Here is a 25,047-nt window from a genome sequence, read left to right on the forward strand (position 1 = left end):
AACATCTAGTCCGTTCTAGAAACACCTGTTGAAATGGTAATGTGCTTATATTCAATAAAGTCATCCATGGCCGCCATACCATTCATTCGGCCGAGTCCAGAATTTTTGAACCCACCTTCTTCAAACTCGTCATACACCACGGCCCAATCATTGATCCAAACCGTACCCGCTTCCATTTCTGTCGCCACACGCAATGGTAAATCCACATCACGACTCCAGATTGAAGCCGCTAAACCATATTGGTTGTCATTGGCGAGTGCAATCGCTTCCGCTTCAGTATCAAATACTTGCAAGGTCAGCACTGGTCCAAACGTTTCTTCCTGAATGATTTCCATCGCATTATCATTCACTTCGAGTAAAGTTGGGCGATAGAAAGCGCCTTTCGCCAACGCTCCCTCAGTGATCGGCCCACCACGAACAATAACCTTGGCTCCTTCGGCAATCGCTTTTTCAACCACCGCATCAACACGTGCCACATTATCCTTATCGATCAAGGGTCCCATATCACTGCTTGGATCAGCAGCAGGGCCAACTTTAACCGCTTCCAAACGCTGAGCCAGTTTCTGTTTTAGTTCATCTGCCAACTCACGCTGCACCAACAAACGTGAACCAGTCATACAGAACTGGCCCGCGAAGATGGTCAAGGCTTTTTCCAGTTTAGGTAATACCAGATCAAGATCCGCATCTTTAAACACGATCATTGGGGTTTTACCCCCAACTCTAAGCCAAATCGTTTCAGATGCTGTGCACCTGTTGCCGAAATGGCCTTGCCTGTTGCTGTGCTGCCGGTAAAACTAATCACAGGGACATCAGGTGATTCCACCAGTAAACGCGATCCACCTCCAGTCGACTCACTAAATAGATTGATCACCCCTTGTGGTAAAGAAGGAAGTTCAGAAAAAATTCGGGAAATGATGGCGTTGGTTTGTGCGGTTTGACCCGGCATCTTAATGACTGTTGTGGTGCCCGCGGCTAATGCAGGTGCCAGTGAACGAATCATTAAAACTACTGGAGAATTCCACGGTACGATAATTCCAGATACCCCCATCGGTTCACGCAAAACCATCGAGTAACTACCTGGCTTTGGTTCCAATGCTCGGCCGTACTCAGTTAAGGTCAATGCTGCGTTATAACGTAATTTGGCGGGAACCATCGTCACTTCAAAGCTGGCTTCTGCTTTAATTTTTCCATTTTCAGTAGCAAGGATCTCAATCAATTCATCCGCATAGCGTTCAAAAGCATCTGCCATTTCATTGAGTACTTTTGCGCGTAAACGACGGTCACGCTTCCAATCTGTTTTTTTTAATGCGGTCTTTGCGGCCAAGATAGCACTCTGCGCCTGCTCTACCGTCGCATTGGCATATTGCCCAATCACTTCATATGTTGCTGGATTAATCGATTGTATATGCTGATGAGAGTCCACCCACTCACCATTAATCCAGTTTTTAGCTAGTCTATTCATCTGCACATCCTAAAAATGAAAATAAGCGAAGATCGGTTGAGTCCTCAATCAAATATCTATTTACCACCCTATTCACTGTCATATTTCATCATCAAGATTGACGATCTAAGCAATTGCCAGACTGCAACCCAAGCTATTTCTAAACCACACTTGCAAGTAACTTTGGATTCATGGGGTCGACTGATTAAGACAATACATCGGTAACATAAATACGGATTGAACACGCGATCTCCTGAGATCACCCGATTCAACAGGGGTTAAAGTGAGGCAAACACCCTACCAAATGAAGTTTTTTGTTCGCTAGACCACAAAAAGCAAAACCATGATTCGATTTTTCCGAACAGCATTTTATGATGACTGCTGCAAAATGCGCTGAATCTGGCTATCCCAAGGCGTAGGATGGCCTATTTTTCTGGATAGAAAATCGACCAAAGCTTGAATTTTAGGAGAGGCTCGATTCGACATACGGTAAACCACTGAAATATTGCCTCCCGAAGGCGAAAACTCAGGCAAGATCACTTTAAGTTGCTGCTGGCAAATGGCTTCTGCGGCGAGAAAGCTTGGTAAAATCGCAATCCCCAAGCCAAGCTTGGCAGCTTCCAACAATTGATGACCACTATCTGTACGTAGATAAGGTGAAATGCGAAAAAATGCCTTCTTACCATCGACAGGCAGTTGCCACATAGCATGTGGTTCTCGGGACAAATACAACAGACCACGGTGTCGCAACAGTTCATTGGGATGTGTTGGTCTTCCATATACTTGTAAGTAGTCTGGACTTGCACAAATATAATGATGATTCGGTGCTATGGTTTGACTGATTAGATTGGAATCGGGTAACTCCCCCATCCGAATCGCCGCATCATAATGACCATTATTCAGATTGACGAAATGATCACTCGACTCAATATCTAGCTTGAGTTCAGGATACAGTTGCATAAATTCGGCTAAATAAGGCGCAAGATATTGAATATTAAACGCCTGCGGTACCGACAAACGAAAACTGCCACTTAAATGCTCATGCCGAGCGCTGATCGACTCTTCCAAGTCACTTAATTCAGCTAGAATCTTGCTGGACTGCTGATAAAATTCCTGCCCAACCTCGGTGAGCAACATGCTTCGACCACGATGAATCAGTGCGGCAGATAAACGCTGTTCCAATTGCTGAATCCGTTGACTCACCACCGATTTAGTAATGCCCAAACGTTTCGCAGCGTGAGTAATACTACCGGCCTCAACCACTGCAATGAATGTCTGCATTTCAACAATCTGATTCAAAAGGCACTCCCTATCTGGGTTTGATCATAGACGAATGTTAGGTCTAATCACGCCGACTTGAATAGTCTGTTCTTGCAATACTCGGTCTCATCTATGCAACAATTCAAGTACCGTCCCTTAATGTTTATTATTTATGTCTTTTTTGTTCTAAAAGCACTTTTATATTCATACTGAGGAAGTCAACAACAGGACCTAAAGCCTGATGCTGTTGTTGCCAGTTTTGCTTGCCTATCTCACCTTTATATTCTTGGATCATGCGCTGCAAAACGGGTTGATGCTGCGGCGGTAACTGAGTCATTATCCAGTGTGCGGCTTGATCTTTAGGCACAATCTCATTCGTCATCAAGCTAAAATAAATACGGCATAAGGCTAAAATCTGATTACGTTCATCAGCATCCTCATCCCAATGCGCCACAATTGAGGGATAGGTGTCTGCCATTGCCTGCCAGAGTTGCTGTTCAGGAATTGCCGTTGACCACTGTGTCAAACTTGGCCCCAACAAACAACGATGATGTAGTTGTGCTTTCTTCAGCAAAATACTCAGATCGGGGTCTGTATGGCCGCGAAGCAAGGCACCTTGGTTTAATTCCTCCCGTAACCACTCCCCAAATTGCAGTTCGTAGCTGAGTGGGTAACTTCCCGAAAGAATTTGTGCTTTCAGTACAATGGTGACTTCAAGTGCACGCTGTGTAGCCCCAATTGGATACGAAATTTTTAATAAGGTTTCTGCCAGTTGCTGTCGTTGCTGGAGTGTCAGTGCTTGACTCACCACAACCAAAACATCCAGATCACTTTCTGGACCTAGCCCGCCATCAACGGCTGATCCATACAAATAAATTGCAAAGAGCGATTCACCCAAAAGCTGCTGTAAAGACCCTGTTAATTGTTCGAGTTGCAAGGTTTCGGACATGCTGGACCTCTTTTTCAATCGCATAAAAAAAGGCAGGATTTTCATCCTGCCCTTCATCTTATTCCCACTCAATCGTTGCTGGTGGTTTAGATGACACGTCGTAGACAACGCGTGAAACATCTTTAATCTCATTCATGATACGAGTTGAGATTTTATCAACCAATTCATATGGAAGATGTGCAAAGCGTGCTGTCATAAAGTCAACCGTTTCTACCGCACGAAGTGCAATCACCCATGCATAACGGCGACCATCACCAACAACACCCACTGATTTTACAGGTTGGAATACCGCAAATGCTTGTGCAGTTTTGTCGTACCAACCGCTATCACGCAGTTCTTGCATAAAGATGTCGTCAGCAAGACGAAGAATATCAGCGTATTCTTTCTTCACTTCACCCAAAATACGCACGCCCAAACCTGGGCCTGGGAATGGATGACGGTAAATCATGCTATGCGGTAAACCAATGGTTGTACCTAATTTACGTACTTCATCTTTGAACAAGTCACGTAATGGTTCAACCAATTCAAATTCTAGGTCATCAGGTAAACCACCCACGTTGTGGTGTGATTTAATTACGTGTGCTTTACCTTGTTTGCTTGCAGCAGATTCGATTACGTCTGGATAAATCGTCCCTTGTGCCAAGAATTTCACACCATCAAGTTTACGTGCTTCTTCTGCAAATACTTCAATAAATTCACGACCAATGATTTTACGTTTTTTCTCAGGATCAACTTCACCTGCCAAAGCAGACAAGAAACGCTGTTCAGCATCGGCACGGATGACGCGAATGCCCATGTTTTCTGCAAACATTTGCATCACTTGATCACCTTCGTTTAAACGAAGTAAACCATTGTCTACAAATACGCAAGTTAACTGGTCGCCAATGGCTTTGTGCAATAACGCAGCAACCACAGATGAGTCCACACCACCAGACAAACCTAACAGAACTTTTTCATCACCAATTTGTGCGCGTAACTGTTCTACACGTAAATCGATAATGTGTTCAGGCGTCCACAGACCACGGCAACCACAAATCTGATGTACAAAGTTAGACAGTAATTCAGCACCTTTTGCAGTGTGAGTCACTTCTGGATGGAACTGAACACCATAGAAACGACGTGCTTCATCACTCACCGCAGCGAACGGGCAGCTTGGTGTACTCGCAGTCACTTGGAAGCCTTCTGGAATGGCACTGACTTTATCGCCATGGCTCATCCAAACATGAAGTTGGTTTTCACGATCTTGCAAGTTACCAATCAATTGATCACGTACTAGAATATCTACTTCTGCATAACCAAACTCATGTACTGTACCTGGCTCTACTTTACCGCCAAGTTGTTCAGACATGGTTTGCAAACCATAACAGATACCCAACACTGGTACGCCTAATTCAAATACAACTTGTGGTGCGCGTGGGCTTCCTTCTTCATGTACGCTTTCAGGGCCACCTGATAAAATAATCCCCTTCGGATTAAACGCACGAATGTCTGCTTCAGACATATCGAATGCATACATTTCAGAATAGACACCCGCTTCACGTACACGACGTGCAATGAGCTGGCTATATTGAGAGCCGAAATCCAAAATAAGGATACGATCTTCAGTAATTTGAGTATTGGTCGTCATGGTTCATCTTAAAGGCAAATGAATTAAGCGCCATATTCTAACATTTTTCACGCTTTGGCGCATCGCAATTCATCATCTATCTTATTTTTTCATTGGATTGAGCAATCGACACTGATATTTAAACTAAAATTTCACAGCAAAGCACAAAATAAGGAGTATTAAATCAACAATTCTTGCCCATTCTGCTCAACACAAAGCAAAAATTGGTGCTAAGATGACGAGTCAAGATATGCATTACCATGGAAAGGTATTCAATCGACAGCATCGTTGCCTTTTTATACGATCGTGATGTCCTGATTCAAAGGAAAAATAAAAGGGTAACTCAAAAAATTAAGGGTCCTGATGTTTCATCAATGGCCGAAAATATTTCACTATCATCTAGCGCTTGCCCGACCACGAGCAACAATTAGGACTTGAAGGACCAATAAAATAATGTTTCAAGAAATGATTGCGGATTTTCAACAGAATTTCTGGTTATATATTTCAATCCCCTTTATCAGTGGCTTTATTGGCTATGTGACCAAGGTCATTGCCATTCAAATGATGTTTTCACCACTTGAATTTAAAGGATTGCGATTATTTGGGCTTCCACTCGGATGGCAAGGGATTGTTCCCCGTAAAGCAGAGAAGATGGCCACCACAGCAGTGGAGTTAATGACCTCCAAGCTGATTAAACCCGAAGAAATTTTTGCCCGACTCGACCCCAAACGTATTGCCCAAGAAATTGAAAAACCATTGATGGCAGCAGCTGAGGACATTACCCGAGAAGTAGCACAACAATACCAACCTGGCCTATGGGAAGGCATGCCTGAGTTTGCACGACAAAAACTGATTAAGCGTGTCCAAGCCAAAGCGCCAGAAATTGTTGAACATATTATGAGTGAAGTGCAGAAAGATGTTGCCAAGTACTTCGATATCAAACATATGGTGGTCAATAACCTGCTCAAAGACAAACGTTTGCTCAATGAAATCTTTAAGAAAGTGGGCAAACAGGAATTTAAATTCTTTAGTAATGTCGGTTTCGTGTTTGGTTTTGCAATTGGTGTGGTACAAATGCTGTGCTGGATCGTGACTCAAGGTAAATATCCATGGATGCTGCCGATGTTTGGTGGCTTTGTCGGCTTCTTTAGCGACTGGATGGCCTTGCAAATGATGTTCCGTCCGTTATACCCAAAAAAGATCATGGGCTATACTTGGCAAGGTCTGTTTATTAAACGTCAAAATGAAGTGGCTGCCGACTATGCCGCATTGATTTCCAAACAATTACTCACCTCACGCAACATGATGGAAGAGTTGTTCTCAGGCACACATTCAGACAAAGTGATTGAGTTGGTCAGCCGCCAAGTCAAACAAGAAATTGATTTGCAGGCTGGTATTGTGCGTCCTTTGGTGGTCTATGCAATTGGCGGTGAAAAATACCAAAATCTGAAAGCCGAAGTGGCGGAACGTATTCTCAAGCAACTGCCAGACACCATGCGTTATGTCGAATCATATGCTGAAGATGCCATGAATGTGCGTAATACCTTGGTTGAACGTATGCAGAAACTGAGTCCAGAAGAGTTTGAAGGCATGCTACGTCCTGCATTTAAAGAAGATGAATGGTCATTGATCATTGTCGGGGCGGTACTAGGTTTCCTCGTCGGGGAAATGCAAATCCATTTCATGCTCTAAAACATCAGACATAAAAAAAAGGAAGCCTGAGCTTCCTTTTTTTATGTCTTTATCGATGCGCATATTTTTCAATTTTAATGACTTCAATATCAGTTGGCTTATAGCGATGGGTATCCACCTCACCGACTAAACGTACATGATCACCGACTTTCAACCCTGCTTGACGCCAAAGATCATCATCAATTTCGACGCCGATGCTGCCGCTCGAATCTTTAAACTCATAATGATCACTTTGCAGGTGCTTGCTAATTTGGCCAGTCAGGGTAATACCCGTTTCATCGGCCAATTTCGCGACTTGACTCACCGACACTACATTCTTTGCCGCTTCCTGTAGTAATACATGATCATCTTTACCTGCCCATGTCAGTGTCGATAAACTTGTGAAAACTACAATCACGCAACCCAAAAGCATTTTTTTCATTGTCATGTCCTATTTGTTTTAACCATTTATGATCTAAACAGAAATAAGCCGCAATGTCGGCTTTCGTTTGTAAGCAAGATGCTTTAGGCAAAATTTAACCCCGTTGTGAACAACGGGGATTGATCCCGAGCTATTATTTTTCAATTAAATGGTCAAGGCTAATACGACCTGCGCCATAGAGCATCAACATAAAGAAACCACCCGCCATCGCGAAGTTCTTCATAAAATTAATCGCATCTTCTGCACCAGCATGGAAGATAAAGGCTGTAATAATACTAAAAAGACCTAAACCCAAAGATGCAAAACGTGTTTGGAAACCAAATAGTAGAGCCAAGCCACCACCAAACTCAACCAAGATCACTAACGGTAATAAGGCACCCGGAACCCCCATCGATTCCATATAACCCGCTGTACCCGCATAACCTACGATCTTGCCCCAACCTGCAACAAGAAAAATATAAGCCAATAACAAACGCGCAATCAAAGTGACAACATTGGCCACGCCAGACTGTGTTACGATATTTTTTACAACAACATTCGGATTAAACATAATCAATTTCCACACTGTTTGTTTTTTAACATGCTAGCAGTTTATGTAGCTTTAATTTTGCAATAAACACCAATTTAGTTAACATATCGTTCCTTATTTGCAACAATAAAATACCTTTTCTCGCTTTAAGACCCGCTTAATCTGTTCTAAAAAGTTACCAATTAATTTGCTTTTTATACTGACATTCTACAGAGGCACTGCTAGGATTTAGTCCACATTCATAGTGTTAACCCCTCCATGGAACTCATTGATTTTATTCTGCACGTTGACGAACATCTTTTAGAATTTATTACCAATTATGGCGTGTGGATTTATGCCATTTTATTCCTGATTATTTTTGTTGAAACTGGTTTAGTGGTGATGCCATTTTTACCTGGTGACAGCTTATTATTTGCCGCAGGTGCTTTAGCTGCATCTACAGGTGCAATGGATCCATGGGTACTCGGTGTTTTATTGTTTATCGCAGCCGTACTCGGTGATACTTTGAACTATCATATTGGCCGTTACGTGGGTCCACGCGTATTTGAAACCAATTCACGCTTCATCAATAAACAACATTTGCTTAAAACCCAAGCGTTCTTTCAACGTCACGGCGGTAAAACCATTATTTTTGCCCGCTTTGTACCTTTTGCGCGGACCTTCGCTCCTTTTGTGGCGGGTGCTGGCAGTATGAACTATAAATATTTCTTGACCTATAATGTTGTGGGTGCATTTTGCTGGATCGCATCGTTCATTACGCTTGGCTACTTATTCGGCAATATGCCAATCGTGAAAGATAATTTTACCCATCTCATTTTCGGTATCATTATTATCAGTGTGTTACCGGGCATCATTGGCTTTATTCGTCAGAAAATGAAAGCTGCTAAAGCCCAGTAAACCGAAGGTGCTGTTAAAAGAAACGTAATAGCATCGGTAACATACAAATAAGCAATAGCATGGCCGACCCTTTGTATAAATGGTCGGCTTTAATTCCAATCAGGCTTCCTGCCAACAATGCCCGTCCAAACAGCATCCAGAAAATACTGACGGGAATCAGAATAAGACTAAAAATTGCAAATACCAGCGCGGCTTGTTCAATCGAATTCCATGTTTCAGCTGGAAAAATCCCAGAAGCCAATAACACCGTTTTCGGATTTTTAAGCGTTGAGAAAAACAGCTGTCTTTTACGAATATGTTGGTGATGTTGATCTAGTTTTTGTAGATGTGAGCCTTTCCACAAATGGAATGCCATCCAAAGAACATAGAGCAAACTGAGCGTATGTAGAATCGCACCAATTGCAGGCCAAATCGGATCAAATAAATGAATGAAGAGCGCCCATAAACTAATCCCATAGAGATAGCCCAACCACTCAATTGGAATAAACGTGATGGTTTTAGGAACACCGTGTTGGTGTGTTGCACTGGCAAGCAAAGCATTGGTCGGACCTGGTATCAGTAATACCGCCAACATCGCCAAAACAAAAAACCAACTCTCAATCATACACATACCGAACGGCTAGACATGGGCGCCACCTTAAACGAATTTAGGGCAAAAACACAAATTTTCAGGGCATCCTCGAATAAAAAAAATCAATGAATTAGCTGAGTTATAAATTTTAATTATTTGTTTTTTATCATTATATCTTGAAACATTTTGCTATAATTTAGTTACTGATCGCCATCTTAAACGATGACGATCAGTTCTCAAATTTATGATTTCGGACGTTGTTTGACAATGATTGGGCAGCCTTTAAATTTTGCTGCCTGTACGATTGCGTCTTGCTGCCCCATGACATTGGCAAGTTCAGTATTTTTGGTATTCATTGACTGACCCATATTGAGCGAGATCGATGGGCCAAAGCCCCAACCACCTCGTCCCCAGCCACCACCAAGTCCAACACCAACGCCCACACCTGTACGTTTTGGTGTTTGTACGCCATTTTCGATATAGAGCTGAATACGGTTGTATTCTGCTTGTAACTGTTGGCAATTCAATGCTTGATATTGTGTCGGTGACACATAAGCGGGCTTAACCGTTGATGCACATGCACCCAATAACAGACTCGCTGCCAAAACAGGCATCCAATATAAGCGTTTCATAAGATTCTCTTATTTCTTTGATTCAATCTCATTGAACAGGGTCACATAGGCGACGGTCAATTTATGGTCAGATGCCAAATGAATCAAGGGTAAATTCTTTTGATGTGATTCTTTCATCAAGATCGACGGCGGCAACATGCTCTCTAGCACAGGCAAACCTTCATCTTTGAGTTGTTGAACCACTTCTCGGGGTAATTTTGCCTGAGATTGGAACTGATTGACCACAATTCCCTCAATCTCCAAGCGATCATTATGATCATCTTGGGTTTCGAGCACATTTTCAATCAAAGTTTGTAACGCACGTTTCGAAAACACATCGCAATCGAATGGAATCAACACACGATCTGCAGAAATTAACGCCGATAACGTAAAGAAGTTAAATGCAGGCGGGGTATCAATAAAAATCCGATCATAACGTGCACTGAGGGATTGAATCGAATCACGTAATTTATAAATTTTGTGTTTACTTTCTAGTGCATGCTCTAATGCACCCAAACTTGGGCTTGCAGGAATCACATCTAAATTTTCAAAAGTAGTCCGATGTACATAACTGTCCAGTCCTTTGCCACGCGGTGCTTTTAGGATTGAGCCAATGGCATTACCAATTAAGCCCTTTTGCTGCGTACTACCTAAAATATCGTCGAAGAAATTTTCAATGTTTGGCTCTAATGCGGCTTTATCCGCAGAATAGGTTGCATCTTCACCCAACAGGTATTGGCTTGAGTTTGCTTGTGGATCAAGGTCAATCACCAAGGTTCTGAGACCTTGTTTAGCGCTAATCGCTGCTAAATTCACCGTAATACTTGATTTCCCCACGCCACCTTTCTGGTTAAACACAACACGCGTTAACATTGATTTCCCTCTAGCATATTTTTTGTAAACTGCATGCAGTTTAACCTAGTGCAAAAACAATTACTCAAACAATGTGTCGAACAATCAGGCAAAAACTGGCTTAATCATAACGAGACCTAAAATTCCCACCATTGCAACCGTTCCGATCAATAACCCTGCACGACGTTGTTGCAGCAAAATATCACGGTCCTTTTTATAGGTTTTGATCAAAGACGACCACAACACAAAAAATAAAATCACTTTGGCATAGAACCAAGGCTGTACCTCAAAGTTATTCATGAACAGTAAAACTGCACCTGTCACGATAATCAAGCTTAAAGACAGATGTTGCAAACCCACCAAGCTTTTACGGGCTTTGGGATTGGGTTGCTGATCTTGGACACCAACAAAGAGTGTTGAACCACGTAATACAAACGCAATGATCAATAGGCTCACTGCAGACATGTGCACAATTTTAGTGAGGAAGAGCTCCATGATTAATCCTTAGCTTTTTGGTGCATGTGCACATTCAGGACTTGCAGGCGCCTCACCTTGCCACTCACTCGGCACATAGGCATGAATCGCTAACGCGTGGATGCGACCTGGGCTCATTAACTCGGCAGCCACCGCATAAATTTTTTGATGACGTTGTACCAGACGCAGACCTTGGAATTCATCACTCACCACAATCACTTTAAAATGCGATTCTTTGCCTGGAAAATAACCGCCATGTCCTGCCGACTCATTAATGACGTCAAGATGGATCGGTGCAAGCGTGTTTAAACGTTCAATCAACTGTTGTTCTAAGTTCATCAGCCACTCTGTAAGGTCAGATTGAGATAGCGTATTAGTATACATGAGCGCAATCTGAGGGAAACTTTTGTACAAAAATTTGCTTTACCCTACTTTTTTGCATGAAAATGCTTTAATTTTATGCAAATAATCAATTTCTTTGCATAAAATTATTGACCCTATTTTTGCATAATGTATTATACACGGCATGCGGGAATAGCTCAGTTGGTAGAGCATAACCTTGCCAAGGTTGGGGTCGGGAGTTCGAGTCTCCTTTCCCGCTCAAATTTTTTAGTGTAAGTTTTCGTAAAAACTGCTCAATTAGCGGGAATAGCTCAGTTGGTAGAGCATAACCTTGCCAAGGTTGGGGTCGGGAGTTCGAGTCTCCTTTCCCGCTCCAGATTCAAAAAAGCCCTAGTCGAAAGATTAGGGCTTTTTTCTTGTATTTTAGTTTCATATGTAATTTTAAAGCACGGGTTTATTTGCCTCTACCCACGCTTTAAAGCCGCCATCAAGGTGTGCCACATTACGGTAGCCCAATGCCTGCAAGGTCTTTACTGCCAGCGCCGAACGCCCACCACCTGCACAATGTAGAATGGTTCTGCTATTTGGTTGCAATTCAGACTTATACATCGGACTACTCGGATCAGCAGCAAACTCTAAAGTGCCGCGGGAGATATGCAATGCGCCTGCAATTGTTCCAGCAACCCGCTCTTCTGCATCTCGCACATCAATCAGTATGGCCTGTCCTGAAGCTAATTCTTGTTCAACTTGATCTGGGGTCAAATTTTCAATCTCGGCTTTTACCTGTTTAACCCATTCAGCAACGGTATTCATTCTAATCATCCTTCCTTGATTATGGACTCACTCAGAATACTAGCGCATTTCAATTTAAATAAGCCCAAATAAATACACTTTGCAACAAAGCTTAAGAATCAACCAGCCCCTCATATCTAAATATTTGATGCTCCACGTGGAACCTTTTAAATCCTACAAGAGATTAGATATAAATTAAGACCTAACAAATGAAAATATCCATAGAACACATCTCTTGTTATTTCATAGAGAAGCTGGATTATATTTCTGATAGTCAACTACAGCTTGAGACAAATAGTAAACTCCTGCATTAATCTGATGAGCAGGTATTGAGCCAATTCCCAACCTTAAAAAATGTTGATGCTCTTTTTCATCAAAGAAAAATGGCTGACCTGCTTCCATGAATACACCAACATTCGCCGCATATTTCGCTAACAAAGTACAATCCATATCACTTTGTGTGTCAATCCAGCATGCAGCTCCTCCATTTAAAGAATAAGGTCTCCATGTTGGGCAGTATTGATGTAGTGCCGCCATCAATTGCTCCCCTCGGTGCTGATGCAACTGAAACTGTCGCCTTAACATCGCATGGTAATAACCTTGATCTATAAAAAGAGCAAAGACGCGTTGGTTGAATACATTCGGATGTCGTAACATCAAACGGCGTAAGTGACGTAGCTCAACGATTAATTCAGGTGCAGCAACAATGTAGCCAAGTCTTAGTCCAGGTGCTAATGGCTTAGATAAGCTCCCGATATACACCACTCTGCCATGTCGATCTAAGCTTTTTAATGCAGGAATAGTTGTATTTTGAACCAAGACTTGTGCATCGTATTCATCCTCGATAATGATGCTATCCTGCTGTTCAGCCAATTGAAGGAGCTTATTACGACGTGATGGAGACAATGTGACACCTGTTGGACACTGCCTTCCAGGCGTCACATAAATATAATCACAATCTAGAGCATGAGTTAAGGTTACCCCCTCACGATCAACGTCAAGCGGGACGATATGCGGTGTGTGCAGCATAAAAATATTACGAGCATCGGGATAGCCTGGATTTTCCATACCAACAACATGCTCTCCGTGCATTAATAATCGTGCCAACATATATAAAGCATGCTGACTTCCGACAGTCAGGAGGATTTCATTTTCTTGAGCCAAAATTCCACGTGTCGGCAGAATATGCTGCCGTATCGCATTAATAAGATAAAGATCATCCCCTTGTTGTGTCATATCCCGTGCCCAAATAGATGCATCTTTTGCTGACAATGCTTTAATCGAACACTCCCGCCATGCAGAGCCAGGAAAGCTCTCGACATCAGGTTGCCCATATATAAATGGGTAAGCATAATTCATCCAGTCAATCGGCTTAGTAAGATGTCTTTGCGTAGATGGACGAAGCTGAAAACGAGAATTCCATGAGGTTGGTTTGGAGGTTGTTGTGACTGTTTTACTTTCACTACGATCCATCTGGAAACTAGGGTGCACGAAGTGACCACTTCTTTGCCTAGATTCTAAGATATGCTCAGTCACCAATTGTTGATAAGCAATTGTGACCGTATTACGCCCAAGCCCAAGTTGGTCCGCTAAATATCGACTGGATGGAACAGCCATTCCAGGTTTTAGATATCCTTGAACCAAAGCGGTGAACATCATCCGACAAATTCGACCTTGCAAATTTAGACCACTATTTGCAGTATCAGCAAACAAAGCCTTCCATATTTGTGGTACTAGTAAATTTGTCACTCGTTTGTCCTTTTTCCTAGTGCAATTTATGAGCTACTTTGAAGCCACCAACCTTAAAATGGTGCATTTTAGAGATAGAAAAGCCACATTTCTTTTCATCTGGCATCATTAATAACTAAGCAAAACACATTCCATAATTAAAATTTATAATTAATCAATATAAAACAATAAATTAACCCATAAAGTATCTGGCTCCATCAAAACCTCAGTACTGGTACTACGTCGAACACAATCATTTACGTACAGTCCAATCATCAGCCGAGATCTTTAAATATTTGGAGCTATCTAATGAATCCAACTGAACTTCTACAACTCCTTAGCGACTTTTCTGATGCCTGGAACAAACATGATGTTGAAGCCTTAATGGCTTGTATGCATCACGACTGTTGCTTTGAAACGGTTGCAGGCAGTGATGTATTTGGTACTCGCATTCAAGGCTTTAATGCTGTCCGACAAGCATTTGAAAATACCTTTCAAACTTTCCCAGATGCCGAATGGTTGAATGCCAAACACTGGTTAAGTGAAGATGCACAATTTGGTATTTCAGAAACGACATTTACTGCAACTGCACCAGATGGTGGACATATTGAAGCCAACATGGTCGATGTGTTTACGTTCAAAGATGGAAAGATCCTAATTAAAAATGCATTCCGTAAAAATCGGCCCGTACAAGTCGCTGCATAAAGGAGCTTATCTATGAATCAGTCCATACAGCATTTGATTGGCGATTCGGATCAACATATCCCACCCATTCAAAATGTATTCAATACGTACAATACAAAGTTTGACCCTTTAACCGATAAAGGATTAAAAGGTAATGAACAATATGCACCCACCTATTGGGTTGCAACTGCTGGCACTCCACCAGAAGATGACGGTCCGCTTCTAGGTGACATCGAGGTAGATATTGTGATCATTGGTGGTGGTTTCACGGGTCTTTCCACTGCGCTCACCTTAGCTGAAAAATTTGGAACTGCCCCCTTGGTACTAGAGGCCAATCGTACCGCATGGGGGTGTACCAGCCGTAATGGGGGGCAAGGACAAAATGCGTCTGGTCGCCTCTATCGCTCACAATGGATTGATAAATGGGGACTCAATACTGCAAAACGTCTCGACACTGAAATCCGAGAAGGTTTTGATTATTTCAAAGAGCTTGTAAGTGGTATTGACTGCGATGCGCAAGATGGTGGGCATTTATATATTGCTCATCGTGCAAAGAAAATGACCTTTCTCGAGAATGAAGGCAAAGTCATGCGTGAGGTCTTTGGATATCAAACACGAATATTGAGCCGAGAACAGCTACATGGAGAATTCGTTGCAGATCAAGAGGCTGCGGGCGCATTATTCGAACCTGATGGCGTTGGTGTACACCCATTAAAATTAGCTTTTGGTTATTTAAAACGTGCTCGTGCGGCAGGCGCAAAAGTACATACATCGACGCCTGTTCTCAATTGGGAAACACGCAACGGTATCCATTACTTACAGACGCCATATGGCATCGTAAAAGCAAAACGTGTTGCTGTTGCAACAGGTGGATATACGCCGAATGGTTTACACCCAAGTTTGTCTGGCAAAATCATGCCGATTTTATCTAATTCAATCGTGACTCGGCCTTTAACAGTACAAGAACTCAAAGAGGCTGGATTAAATAGCACAACTTTTATTACGGATACACGTACCTTAAGACACTACTACCGCTTACTCCCAGATGGTTCAGTGCAATGTGGCAGCAGAAGTGCACTTACTGGTGCTGATGCTAACAATCCTGCTCATCTTGAAAGATTAAAAGAGGGTCTTTACCGTAAATTTCCTAGCTTACGTGGTATACCGATTGCATATTCTTGGTGGGGGTGGGTTGATGTCAGCCATGACATGATGCCTCGGATCGTGCAACCAAATCCTGATGAAACCATCTATTACGCCATCGGTTATGGTGGTAATGGTGTCTCATTTTCAGCAATGGCAGGCCGTCGTTTGGCAGAGCGAATCATGGGTATTCAACGTCCTCAATTTGAATTACCTATTTATCAATCACCATTGCCATCACATTTATTTCGTCCCTTTAGACGACTGGGTCAAGCCTTGTTATATCGCTGGTATTACTTAAAGGACGAGATGCTTTGAGTGCTATTCCGCAATCAGGCTAACGGTCAAGTTATAAAAAATTATGAGGGATAAGCAGTTATGTATGATTCAAATTCTAATCAAGATTTAAAAAGCACATTGAAGCCTCGGCATGTACAAATGATGGCACTCGGTGGTGTTATTGGCATGGGCTTATTCGTGGGGAGTTCAGTGGTCATTCAAGCTGCTGGGCCAGCAGCTATTTTGTCATTTTTGATCACCGGTATTTTGATCATTCTGGTCATGAGAATGCTTGGTGAGTTAGCAACAGCTTCTCCCGTTACAGGTTCTTTTTATGCTTATGCCCGTTACGCCTTTAAAGACTCTCCATTTTTATCTCGATTGGCTGGTTTTATGACGGGGTGGATGTATTGGTATTTTTGGGTGATTGTAATTGCACTTGAAGCAATCGTTGGTGCGAAACTACTGGCGTATTGGATGCCCGACTTACCCCAATGGATTGTTAGTCTAGTTCTGTTGATCTTACTGACAGCAACCAATCTGTTTTCTGTTCGCTCTTTTGGTGAGTTTGAGTTTTGGTTTTCCTCGATTAAAGTTGCCGCAATTACAGTCTTTATTTTCTTGTGTTCTATTTACTTATTCGGCTTGTGGCCAAATCATCAAGCTGCTGGATTTGGAGAGCTCTTCAATCATGGTGGTTTTATGCCAAATGGTTGGGGGCCTGTACTATCAGGTGCCGTAGCAGCAACAGCGTTCTATTTTGGCGCAGAGATTGTTACGATTGCAGCTGCTGAAACCAAGAATCCTGAAGCGTCCGTAGCGAAAGCAACCCAATCTGTTATCACACGGGTTTTGATCTTCTATGTTTGTTCTATTTTCCTCGTGGTTTGTATTGTCCCATGGAATAGCACTGCGATTGCAACACCTTATGTAAGTGCTTTACAGGTCTTAGATATTCCCTATGTCGCAGACATTATGAACGGTGTGATTTTAGTTGCTGTACTCAGTTGTCTGAACTCTGGCGTTTATGCCGCAAGTCGTATGCTATTTGCTTTAACAAAAAATGGGGATGCGCCTCGTAGCCTAACTAAGCTGTCAAAAAATGGGGTTCCTATGCGTGCCATTTTATTTAGCACTTTATTTGGTTATTTTTCGATCTTAGCATCCTACTTTTCTCCAGACGGCGTATTCCCTTTCCTCGTTGAATCGTATGGAACAGTCGCGCTATTTGTTTATATCATTATTGCCTTTTCTCAAATTCGTTTACGTCGTCATTTAGAACGCGTCGCACCTGAACGCTTGAAAGTTCGGATGTGGTGTTTTCCTTATCTTAGCTACCTTGCGATCATCGCTATGTTATGTATTTTTATAGCCATGGCATTTTTACCAAACCTACAAAAAGCCTTTTGGTTCGGGATCGCAAGTGCTGTAATTATGTTCTGTATCTTTATGATTCGTGACTACTTTGAACTACTCAAGCTACGTCATCGTTATCCCAAATTAGATACGCTTATCACCACAAAAAATCACAAAATCTAATCTCGCTGTCTCTCAACGACCTGCCTCATCGTAGGTCGTCTTGATCAGGAATCCTTTATGTTACTAAAAGATAAGCTCGCTGCTTTGGCAGTGGTGTTCATCTGGGGTATTAACTTTTATTTCATGAAAGTTGGTATAAGTGAAATCAGCCCGATGATGCTTGGATGCCTACGCTATACTTTAGTGTTATTGCCAGCCTTGTTTCTTATTCGCATTCCGCAAGTCGGTTGGAAATGGCTTCTGCTTTATGGGTTTATCAGCAACTTTTCCCAATTTGCATTTATGTTTAGTGCGATTGCTACGGGTATGCCTACAGGGTTAGTGGCTTTAGTGGTGCAATCCCAAGCCTTCTTTACCGTAATCATTGCTACTTTTTTTCTCAAAGAGCAAGCATCTTGGAATCAATGGTTGGCCATAGTGATTGCATCACTCGGCTTAGGACTGATTGCTTTAGGACAACAACATAGCCATGTACCATTGCTCGGTTTGCTCTTGGTTCTATGTTCGGCTTTCTCTTGGGCATGTGGAAATATTGTCGTCAAACGCATGAAGTCTGTTCATCCTATTGGTTTGGTGGTTTGGGGAAACCTACTCACACCACTTTGGTTTTTATTATTGGCTATCCAGACTACTGGTTGGCAAGGCGTCATTGCAGATTGGCATGCTTTAAGTTGGAGAGGATTCGGAGCAGCAGCTTTTCTAGCCTATTTTGCGACAATCGTTGGTTATGGTTTATGGATTTATTTATTAACTCGCTATCCTGCGGCAAAAATCAGCCCCCTCTCGCTCTGGGTCCCTGTGATTAGTATGATTTTCGCTTATCTTGTACTCGATGAACATCTAAATAGTTGGCAATGGTTAGGCTCAATCATTGTAATGCTGAGCTTAATGGTTCATTTACTTGGACAAAAGATCAAGGTGTCTTCTATTCGTAGAAAGATGCTGCAAAGTTAAATTTTTTCATTCTTCTTTACACAAGTTCTTTTCCCCATATCCAGCAGCCTAATAAATTTTAGACTGCTTGATATCAAGCGGCTTAGAGAGAAATCCTATCAAGCAAGACGATTACAAAGGATCAGTGGCATTCTTATCAAGCTTTAAACGATCTTTACTTTGGTAAGGCTGATCTAGTCCAACACTCTGATCCCGTGGCATAAATGTGGTTGCAATAATCGCAACTATAGCCATTGAACCAATGTACAGCATAATCAAATACGGATTTCCTCCACCAACACTGAGTAATTTTGTCGCGATCAACGGCGCGATACCACCCCCCAATACCCCAGCCAACTGTACCGAAATCGAGATCCCGCTATAGCGAATTTCTGCGGGAAACTGGCGAGCAAACAATTGAGCCTGTGGCGCATACATAATCGGGAAAACCACGCCAATCGCCAGCACAATTGCGGTCCAGACCAACACAGGGTCTTTGGTATTGAGCATGCTAAAGAATGGATAGCTATATAAGGCCAGTACACACAAACCGAACATAAACATATTGCGCTGACCCACTTTATCAGACAGATGTCCGCATAATGGCGTCATCACTAAAATCACGGCTGCGCCACAAATGGTGGCAAATAAAATCTCTTGTCTGGCAATTCCGAGTTGTGTGGTGGTGTAGGCCAAAGTAAAGGTCGAGGCAATATAAAACCATGCATTCTCCGCCGCACGTGCCACAATAATGGTGATCAGTTGCTTCGGATGTTTTTTAAAGACTTGCAAAGCAGGGACTTTGACTTCTTCCGCTTGCTGCTTCACTTTTTCAAAGTCTGGGGACTCGGGCACTTTCACGCGAATGTACCAACCGACTGCCAGTAACACGATGCTGGCAAGAAACGGAATCCGCCAGCCCCAACTAAACAGAGCCTGTTCTGGCAATAAAGAGACTAATCCCAATGCAATCGAGGCCAGCATTAAGCCACCGCCAGTACTGGCTTGAGGCAGACTGCCCCAAAAACCTTTTTTGCCATCTGGCGCATGTTCCACCGCCATCAGCACGGCACCGCCCCACTCGCCCCCCATCGCCATACCTTGCACAAAGCGCAAGATCACCAAGCAGATGGCGGCCCAATAGCCAATTGATTCATAGGTCGGTAGCAGACCAATCAGGACGGTTGGAATCCCCATCAACATCAAGGTCAACAGTAACATCGATTTACGCCCGATCTTGTCACCAAAATGCCCAAACACCAAGCCACCCAAGGGTCGCCCAATGAAACCCACCGCATAAGTAGCGAACGCAGCAAGCACACCTGTTAGCGGATCAAGGTTGGGGAAAAACAATTTATTAAAGATTAAAGCTGCTGCAGCACCGTAGATAAAAAAGTCATACCACTCAATGGTGGTGCCTACCATACTTGAGATACCCGCCAAGCGATGAGAGGACTTTTTTGCAGATGAACCGTTTCCATGTATTGTTTGCATCATCATGTTCCTTTCTTGGATCTTCTTGTTTTAGGTTTTTTGCTGATCGTCAATCCTGACCACCAGCATGTCAGACTGCTTAATTCTCCTTAGATGAGTCAATATGCATGATTAGATTTAGCTGAGTTTTTCCAGAATCTGTTCCAGCTCTGAGTTACGTTGTTGCCATTGCGGCTGTTTGTCTTTGTCCACAATTAGGGCACGCACGCCTTCAATAAAATCACCATGTTCAAACCAAATATCTTGTAGATCCCGTTCCAGTTGCATACATTGTGCTAAAGACAAGCCACGTCCTAAATGTTGCAGCTTCAAACTGGTTTGCTTGGCAATAAATGAGCGTTGCTGCAAGATGCTGAGCATTTTTTCTGCCCAAGGCTGCAATTGCTCATCCTGCTCATTCGCAAGGCTGTGCTCAATTTCGTCCAAATGCTGAAATCCAAAATGTTTGCGAATACCATCTGCCAATTGTTTCAGTTCACTTTCAGCAGGTCGGGTAATAAAACAAGCGACAATATGCTCAATATTCTGTTTGCTTAAATTCGGTTCATTGATCAATGCCTCTTGCAAAGCATCTAATTTGTCACTCGGTACGTGATAGTCGATTAAATCTAAATAAAGCGCATCACTACTGCTGATCTGCTCGCCTGTAATCGCCAAATAGACGCCGATGTCATCCAGTCGCGACAGAAAATGGGTGGCACCAACATCTGGAAAAAAGCCAATCGCCGTTTCAGGCATGGCAAATCGAGATTTTTCACTGCTCACCACGATATGACAGGCTTGCGCCAAACCAAAACCACCACCGAGCACATAACCATCCAGCACCACAACGATAGGTTTTTCATATTCACGCAGCAGGTTCAGCATTTTATATTCGGCGCTAAAATAGCCCTTATAATCCGCTGTATCATTCTTATAACTGTCATACAGATAGCGAATATCACCACCTGCACAGAAGGCTTTCGGGCTATTCGATTTAATCAAAACCGCTTGAATCGCTGCATCATAACGCCATAGTTCCAGTTGGCTACAGATGCCCTCAATCATCTCCAGTGACAAAGCATTTAAATGCTTCACTCGATCCAAGCTGATCAGACCCAATACACCTTTCTGCTCAATCATTAACTGATGTTCGATATTCATTTTATTGGTCTCTTATCGATGATTAAATTTGGCTTGTCGTTTTTCCACAAAGGCCTGCATGCCTTCTTTCTGATCCGATGTGGCAAAAATCGAATGGAACATCCGTCTTTCAAAACGCAAGCCTTCGGTCAGATTGACTTCAAAGGCACGATTAATACTTTCTTTCAGCATCATATTGGCCGTTAAAGAGCGTGCAGCAATGCTTTCTGCGGCTTGCAGAGTTTGTTCAAGTAATTGTTCTTTACTAAATACCCGTGCCACCAACCCACTTTGTTCAGCTTCAACTGCACCCATTTGCCGTGCGGTAAAGCACATTTCCATAGCTTTGGCTTTGCCAATTGCATGGGTTAAACGTTGTGTGCCGCCAATCCCAGGAATCACACCCAAAGTAATTTCGGGCAAACCGAACTTGGCATTGTCCGCACAATAGATAAAGTCACACATCAATGCCAACTCACAACCACCGCCAAGCGCATAACCACTGACCGCAGCAATCAACGGTTTACGGCGTTGCGCAATACGATCGGCCAGATGGAAAAAGTCATCAAAATAAATGTCAGGAAAGTTCAGATCCGCCATTTCCTTAATATCAGCACCTGCGGCAAAGGCCTTTTCTGAGCCTGCCAACACCATACAGCCAATCTCGCGATCTTTCTCTAACTCATCTAGCGCCTGATTGATTTCACTAATCAACTCAGTATTTAAGGCATTGAGGGCTTGTGGACGATTCAGGGTAATCAGTCCTACGCCATTGTGTTTTTTTAATAAAATGGTTTGCCACTGCATCATAAATTCCTTGTTATGTGGTTATAAGCTACGTGCGATCACTAAACGTTGAATATCACTGGTGCCTTCATAAATCTGACAAATCCGCGCATCACGATAGATGCGTTCAATCGGAAAATCTTTCAGATAACCATAGCCACCAAACACCTGTAACGCAGCCGAGCAGACGCGCTCGGTCATTTCTGAAGCAAATAGCTTGGCCATGGAAGCTTCATTGAGACAGGGTTGCCCTGCTTCTTTAAGACGTGCAGCGTAGTGCACCAGTTGTCGAGCCGCTTCGATCTCGGTCGCCATACTGGCAAGGCGGAAAGCCAGTGCTTGATGCTCAAAAATTGGTTTGCCAAAGGTCAGACGCTCTTTGGCATAGTGTGTGGCTTCTTCCAATGCTGCACGTGCCAAACCCACCGCCTGTGCCGCAATGCCGATACGTCCCCCTTCCAGATTGGCAAGGGCGATTTTCAGCCCCTCACCTTCCGCACCCAACATCAGACTTTTATGAATACGCACATCGGTGAGGGCAATCTGACAGGTATCCGAGGCATGTAAACCCAGTTTTTCTTCGACTCGAATCACCTCATAACCCGGTGTCTCGCGTGGCACGAGGAAGGCACTGATACCCTTCTTGCCCGCACTGGGATCAGTCACGGCAAATACGATAATCACGCCTGCATTATCACCCGAGGTAATAAACTGCTTGGCACCATTGAGAATATAGTCATCGCCATCTTTGACGGCACGGGTTTTAATCGCTGCCGCATCTGAACCCGTATGCGGTTCAGTCAGGGCAAAAGCACCGATCATTTCACCTTGTGCCAAGGGTTTTAAAAAGCGTTGTTTCTGTTCATCGGTACCAAATTTTAAAATCGGCACACAGCCCACCGAGTTATGCACGCTCATGATGGTTGAAGTGGCACCATCGGCTGCGGCCACTTCCTCAAGCGCCAGTACATAAGCAAGATTGCCCGTATCTGAACCACCCCATTGTTCAGGAATCAGCATGCCCATAAAGCCAAGCTGTCCCATCTGTGCCAGTGCTGCTTTTGGGAAAGTACCCTGTCGATCCCAGTCACTGGCATTCGGTTTAATCTGTTCTTGGGCGAAGCTTTTCGCCATATCTCGAATGAGACCTTGTTCTTCAGTCAATTGCATCATGACATCCTTAAACTGCTTTCGCTTGCTGTTTGGCAATTTCCTGATTGCGCAATAAAAAGCGCTGAATTTTACCGCTTGGGGTTTTTGGTAGTTCGGTAACGAACTCGACCAAGCGTGGGTAAGCATGCGCAGACAGACGTTTTTTCACAAACTGACTCAGTTCTTCCGCCAGTTGTTCCAAGGGCTGAATCCCTGCTGATAAAATCACAAAGGCTTTTACCACCTCGGTCCGCTCTGGATCAGGCACCCCGATCACTGCCGCTTCAACCACGGCATCATGTTCCAGCAAGGCACTTTCCACATCAAAGGGGCCAATCCGATAACCCGACGTGGTAATCACATCATCACTGCGTCCGACAAAACTCATGCTGCCGTCGGCATGCAACTCGGCAGTATCACCCGTCAAATAGTACTGACCAATAAAAGGCGATTTACGGGTTTCATGGTAGCCACCAAACCACATCATCGGTGACTGGCTAATATCCACGGCTAAAATTCCCGGCGTATCTGCGGGCAATTCTTCGCCCTGTTCATTGACCACGGCAACACGATAACCTGCACTGGCAAAACCTGCTGAACCAACACGAACCTCATGGCTTAAACCATGATGATTACACACCACCATACCCACTTCAGTTTGCCCATAATGATCATAAATCGGTGCATCCAACACCTGTTTAAACCAGCGAATCACTTCTGGATTCAATGGCTCACCTGCACTGCTGACCACGCGGAACTGACCTTTTAACGCGGCCATCTGGGCAGGGTCTGCTGCCATCATCATGCGGTACGCTGTAGGTGCTCCCGCCAGATTGGTAATCTGATAATCCCTGACAATCTGACACAGGCTGTCGGTACTAAAACCACCGTCATAGAACAAGATGGCATGCCCCAAAAATAAGGGGCCAGTAATACCGAAGTACAGGCCATATGCCCATCCTGGATCGGCAATATTCCAGAATGAATCCTCCTCCCTTAAACCAACCGCATCTTGCATATAGCGAGCAAAGGCCAGTAAGGCTTTTAACGGCACTTCTAATGGTTTGGCGGGGCCTGTGGTCCCTGACGTAAACATCAATAAAAATGGATCTTGCAGGGTTCGCATGACCAAGTCACAGTGCTCAGGTTGCTGCTGTACTTCATCCCAAAAATTAAAGTCTTCTGGATTTAACGGTGTGGCTTGCTGATCTGCAACCGTGACAATCGCTGGACAATGCTCAACTTCATCGAGTTTGCTGCGGTTACCTGTATCCGTCACCACCAGCTTACTTTGGGCCAGTTGCAGACGATGCTCGATCGCCTTGGGGCCAAAAGCAGTAAACAAAGGTTGATATACCGCACCAATCCGCCATGCCGCAAAAATCGTCACCAACAGCTCGGGTGTTCTCGGCAGTAATCCTGAAATACGATCACCTGCTTTTACACCCTGCGATTTTAAGAAGTTGGCAAATTGGCTCGACCATTGCTGTAACTGGCGAAAGGTATACTGTTCTTTTCGACCATCTTTGCCTTGCCAATACAAGGCGATCTTGTCGTCATGCGCATGGCGATCACAACATTCATAACAGGCATTTAATGCATCGACTGAACCTGACAGCATTTGTGTTGCTGTACTGTGCAGATCAAAAGCCTGTACCGTCTCTTTATAATTCAACATCTGTGTTCCCTCAGTCTGCTTTGATTGTTATTCATGACAGGGTTTAATTTTTTGATAAAAGCCATCCTTTGG

23 protein-coding genes, 2 tRNA genes and 1 pseudogene are annotated in these 25,047 nt (G+C 43.5%); 8 read left to right on the forward strand and 18 right to left on the reverse strand.

Annotation, left to right across the window (positions count from 1 at the left end; translation table 11 throughout):
• Positions 1–5: 5 nt before the first annotated feature.
• The 4 genes and pseudogenes from F957_RS20870 to guaA all read right to left on the reverse strand — a co-directional run bounded on the left by F957_RS20870 (position 6) and on the right by guaA (position 5,277).
• Positions 6–1,462: pseudogene (locus F957_RS20870) on the reverse strand (aldehyde dehydrogenase family protein).
• 348 nt (positions 1,463–1,810) lie between these two features.
• Positions 1,811–2,740 (reverse strand): LysR family transcriptional regulator, encoded by a 930-nt coding sequence (locus F957_RS04010; protein ID WP_016542563.1) that lies wholly within the window; start codon positions 2,738–2,740, stop codon positions 1,811–1,813.
• Between the two features lie 127 nt (positions 2,741–2,867).
• Positions 2,868–3,650, reverse strand: coding sequence for an ANT(3'')-II family aminoglycoside nucleotidyltransferase (locus F957_RS04005; protein ID WP_004656575.1), 783 nt, complete (start codon positions 3,648–3,650; stop codon positions 2,868–2,870).
• 58 nt (positions 3,651–3,708) lie between these two features.
• Entirely contained in the window at positions 3,709–5,277 is a 1,569-nt protein-coding gene (gene guaA, locus F957_RS04000; protein WP_016542562.1) for a glutamine-hydrolyzing GMP synthase, read from the reverse strand.
• A 444-nt stretch (positions 5,278–5,721) separates the two neighbouring features.
• Between guaA and F957_RS03995 the strand changes: the two genes are divergently transcribed.
• Entirely contained in the window at positions 5,722–6,948 is a 1,227-nt protein-coding gene (locus F957_RS03995) for a DUF445 family protein (RefSeq protein WP_171061146.1), read from the forward strand.
• A gap of 49 nt (positions 6,949–6,997) precedes the next feature.
• On the opposite strand, the gene F957_RS03990 is transcribed toward F957_RS03995, so the two are convergent.
• A complete protein-coding gene (locus tag F957_RS03990) occupies positions 6,998–7,369 on the reverse strand; it encodes a NirD/YgiW/YdeI family stress tolerance protein (protein WP_016542561.1) in 372 nt (123 codons plus the stop codon).
• Between the two features lie 133 nt (positions 7,370–7,502).
• A complete protein-coding gene (locus F957_RS03985) occupies positions 7,503–7,919 on the reverse strand; it encodes a DoxX family protein (protein ID WP_016542560.1) in 417 nt (138 codons plus the stop codon).
• A gap of 237 nt (positions 7,920–8,156) precedes the next feature.
• Here F957_RS03985 and F957_RS03980 point away from each other — a divergent pair, with 237 nt between their 5' ends.
• A complete protein-coding gene (locus F957_RS03980; RefSeq protein WP_016542559.1) occupies positions 8,157–8,795 on the forward strand; it encodes a DedA family protein in 639 nt (212 codons plus the stop codon).
• A 13-nt stretch (positions 8,796–8,808) separates the two neighbouring features.
• On the opposite strand, the gene F957_RS03975 is transcribed toward F957_RS03980, so the two are convergent.
• From F957_RS03975 to F957_RS03955, 5 genes are all read right to left on the reverse strand, one after another.
• Positions 8,809–9,399 carry a LysE family translocator gene (locus tag F957_RS03975; RefSeq protein ID WP_016542558.1) on the reverse strand — a complete coding sequence of 197 codons (591 nt, stop codon included), beginning with the start codon at positions 9,397–9,399 and terminating at the stop codon, positions 8,809–8,811.
• Between the two features lie 209 nt (positions 9,400–9,608).
• The gene (locus F957_RS03970; protein ID WP_016542557.1) at positions 9,609–9,998 is read right to left on the reverse strand and encodes a hypothetical protein; all 390 of its coding nucleotides are present in this window, start codon (positions 9,996–9,998) and stop codon (positions 9,609–9,611) included.
• 9 nt (positions 9,999–10,007) lie between these two features.
• Complete coding sequence (locus F957_RS03965) at positions 10,008–10,850, reverse strand: ParA family protein (protein ID WP_016542556.1); 843 nt, start codon at positions 10,848–10,850, stop codon at positions 10,008–10,010.
• 84 nt (positions 10,851–10,934) lie between these two features.
• On the reverse strand, positions 10,935–11,324 hold the full coding sequence (locus F957_RS03960) for a SirB2 family protein (RefSeq protein WP_016542555.1): 390 nt from the start codon (positions 11,322–11,324) through the stop codon (positions 10,935–10,937).
• A 9-nt stretch (positions 11,325–11,333) separates the two neighbouring features.
• Complete coding sequence (locus F957_RS03955; RefSeq protein ID WP_016542554.1) at positions 11,334–11,642, reverse strand: BolA family protein; 309 nt, start codon at positions 11,640–11,642, stop codon at positions 11,334–11,336.
• Between the two features lie 189 nt (positions 11,643–11,831).
• Here F957_RS03955 and F957_RS03950 point away from each other — a divergent pair.
• Both F957_RS03950 and F957_RS03945 read left to right on the forward strand, forming a co-directional pair.
• Positions 11,832–11,904 (forward strand) — tRNA-Gly (locus F957_RS03950).
• Between the two features lie 41 nt (positions 11,905–11,945).
• Positions 11,946–12,021, forward strand: a tRNA-Gly gene (locus tag F957_RS03945).
• Between the two features lie 65 nt (positions 12,022–12,086).
• Here the strand turns inward: F957_RS03945 and F957_RS03940 are convergent.
• Positions 12,087–12,458, reverse strand: coding sequence for a rhodanese-like domain-containing protein (locus tag F957_RS03940; RefSeq protein WP_016542553.1), 372 nt, complete (start codon positions 12,456–12,458; stop codon positions 12,087–12,089).
• A 222-nt stretch (positions 12,459–12,680) separates the two neighbouring features.
• Positions 12,681–14,186 (reverse strand): MocR-like pyridoxine biosynthesis transcription factor PdxR, encoded by a 1,506-nt coding sequence (gene pdxR / locus F957_RS03935; RefSeq protein ID WP_016660534.1) that lies wholly within the window; start codon positions 14,184–14,186, stop codon positions 12,681–12,683.
• Positions 14,187–14,474: 288 nt separating this feature from the next.
• Between pdxR and F957_RS03930 the strand changes: the two genes are divergently transcribed.
• The 4 genes from F957_RS03930 to F957_RS03915 are packed head-to-tail and all read left to right on the forward strand — an operon-like array spanning position 14,475 to position 18,764.
• On the forward strand, positions 14,475–14,870 hold the full coding sequence (locus F957_RS03930; RefSeq protein WP_016542551.1) for a nuclear transport factor 2 family protein: 396 nt from the start codon (positions 14,475–14,477) through the stop codon (positions 14,868–14,870).
• 12 nt (positions 14,871–14,882) lie between these two features.
• Positions 14,883–16,310 carry an NAD(P)/FAD-dependent oxidoreductase gene (locus F957_RS03925; RefSeq protein WP_016542550.1) on the forward strand — a complete coding sequence of 476 codons (1,428 nt, stop codon included), beginning with the start codon at positions 14,883–14,885 and terminating at the stop codon, positions 16,308–16,310.
• Between the two features lie 60 nt (positions 16,311–16,370).
• Complete coding sequence (locus F957_RS03920) at positions 16,371–17,810, forward strand: amino acid permease (RefSeq protein ID WP_016542549.1); 1,440 nt, start codon at positions 16,371–16,373, stop codon at positions 17,808–17,810.
• Between the two features lie 57 nt (positions 17,811–17,867).
• A complete protein-coding gene (locus F957_RS03915) occupies positions 17,868–18,764 on the forward strand; it encodes an EamA family transporter (RefSeq protein ID WP_016542548.1) in 897 nt (298 codons plus the stop codon).
• Positions 18,765–18,875: 111 nt separating this feature from the next.
• Here the strand turns inward: F957_RS03915 and F957_RS03910 are convergent, their stop codons facing one another.
• The 5 genes from F957_RS03910 to F957_RS03890 form a co-directional block, all read right to left on the reverse strand.
• Positions 18,876–20,237 (reverse strand): MFS transporter, encoded by a 1,362-nt coding sequence (locus F957_RS03910; protein WP_016542547.1) that lies wholly within the window; start codon positions 20,235–20,237, stop codon positions 18,876–18,878.
• Positions 20,238–20,354: 117 nt separating this feature from the next.
• A complete protein-coding gene (locus F957_RS03905; protein WP_016542546.1) occupies positions 20,355–21,380 on the reverse strand; it encodes an enoyl-CoA hydratase/isomerase family protein in 1,026 nt (341 codons plus the stop codon).
• A gap of 12 nt (positions 21,381–21,392) precedes the next feature.
• Positions 21,393–22,166 (reverse strand): enoyl-CoA hydratase, encoded by a 774-nt coding sequence (locus F957_RS03900; protein WP_016542545.1) that lies wholly within the window; start codon positions 22,164–22,166, stop codon positions 21,393–21,395.
• Between the two features lie 21 nt (positions 22,167–22,187).
• Complete coding sequence (locus F957_RS03895) at positions 22,188–23,315, reverse strand: acyl-CoA dehydrogenase family protein (RefSeq protein WP_016542544.1); 1,128 nt, start codon at positions 23,313–23,315, stop codon at positions 22,188–22,190.
• 10 nt (positions 23,316–23,325) lie between these two features.
• Complete coding sequence (locus F957_RS03890; protein ID WP_016542543.1) at positions 23,326–24,975, reverse strand: AMP-binding protein; 1,650 nt, start codon at positions 24,973–24,975, stop codon at positions 23,326–23,328.
• Between the last annotated feature and the right edge of the window lie 72 nt (positions 24,976–25,047).

This window comes from Acinetobacter gyllenbergii CIP 110306 = MTCC 11365 (assembly GCF_000413855.1).
GTDB classification, from domain to species: Bacteria; Pseudomonadota; Gammaproteobacteria; order Pseudomonadales; family Moraxellaceae; genus Acinetobacter; species Acinetobacter gyllenbergii.

What these genes read in the sequence shown, in the direction of transcription:
- F957_RS03960 (WP_016542555.1), bottom strand. Translation starts at nt 11,324, where the DNA reads ATGGAGCTCTTCCTCACTAAAATTGTGCACATGTCTGCAGTGAGCCTA.
- F957_RS03905 (WP_016542546.1), bottom strand. Translation starts at nt 21,380, where the DNA reads ATGAATATCGAACATCAGTTAATGATTGAGCAGAAAGGTGTATTGGGT.
- F957_RS03900 (WP_016542545.1), bottom strand. Translation starts at nt 22,166, where the DNA reads ATGCAGTGGCAAACCATTTTATTAAAAAAACACAATGGCGTAGGACTG.
- F957_RS03925 (WP_016542550.1), top strand. Translation starts at nt 14,883, where the DNA reads ATGAATCAGTCCATACAGCATTTGATTGGCGATTCGGATCAACATATC.
- F957_RS03895 (WP_016542544.1), bottom strand. Translation starts at nt 23,315, where the DNA reads ATGCAATTGACTGAAGAACAAGGTCTCATTCGAGATATGGCGAAAAGC.
- F957_RS03915 (WP_016542548.1), top strand. Translation starts at nt 17,868, where the DNA reads ATGTTACTAAAAGATAAGCTCGCTGCTTTGGCAGTGGTGTTCATCTGG.
- F957_RS03985 (WP_016542560.1), bottom strand. Translation starts at nt 7,919, where the DNA reads ATGTTTAATCCGAATGTTGTTGTAAAAAATATCGTAACACAGTCTGGC.
- F957_RS03955 (WP_016542554.1), bottom strand. Translation starts at nt 11,642, where the DNA reads ATGAACTTAGAACAACAGTTGATTGAACGTTTAAACACGCTTGCACCG.
- F957_RS03890 (WP_016542543.1), bottom strand. Translation starts at nt 24,975, where the DNA reads ATGTTGAATTATAAAGAGACGGTACAGGCTTTTGATCTGCACAGTACA.
- F957_RS03920 (WP_016542549.1), top strand. Translation starts at nt 16,371, where the DNA reads ATGTATGATTCAAATTCTAATCAAGATTTAAAAAGCACATTGAAGCCT.
- F957_RS03930 (WP_016542551.1), top strand. Translation starts at nt 14,475, where the DNA reads ATGAATCCAACTGAACTTCTACAACTCCTTAGCGACTTTTCTGATGCC.
- F957_RS03975 (WP_016542558.1), bottom strand. Translation starts at nt 9,399, where the DNA reads ATGATTGAGAGTTGGTTTTTTGTTTTGGCGATGTTGGCGGTATTACTG.
- F957_RS03910 (WP_016542547.1), bottom strand. Translation starts at nt 20,237, where the DNA reads ATGCAAACAATACATGGAAACGGTTCATCTGCAAAAAAGTCCTCTCAT.
- F957_RS04005 (WP_004656575.1), bottom strand. Translation starts at nt 3,650, where the DNA reads ATGTCCGAAACCTTGCAACTCGAACAATTAACAGGGTCTTTACAGCAG.
- guaA (WP_016542562.1), bottom strand. Translation starts at nt 5,277, where the DNA reads ATGACGACCAATACTCAAATTACTGAAGATCGTATCCTTATTTTGGAT.
- F957_RS03970 (WP_016542557.1), bottom strand. Translation starts at nt 9,998, where the DNA reads ATGAAACGCTTATATTGGATGCCTGTTTTGGCAGCGAGTCTGTTATTG.
- F957_RS03990 (WP_016542561.1), bottom strand. Translation starts at nt 7,369, where the DNA reads ATGAAAAAAATGCTTTTGGGTTGCGTGATTGTAGTTTTCACAAGTTTA.
- F957_RS03940 (WP_016542553.1), bottom strand. Translation starts at nt 12,458, where the DNA reads ATGAATACCGTTGCTGAATGGGTTAAACAGGTAAAAGCCGAGATTGAA.
- F957_RS03995 (WP_171061146.1), top strand. Translation starts at nt 5,722, where the DNA reads ATGATTGCGGATTTTCAACAGAATTTCTGGTTATATATTTCAATCCCC.
- F957_RS03980 (WP_016542559.1), top strand. Translation starts at nt 8,157, where the DNA reads ATGGAACTCATTGATTTTATTCTGCACGTTGACGAACATCTTTTAGAA.
- F957_RS03965 (WP_016542556.1), bottom strand. Translation starts at nt 10,850, where the DNA reads ATGTTAACGCGTGTTGTGTTTAACCAGAAAGGTGGCGTGGGGAAATCA.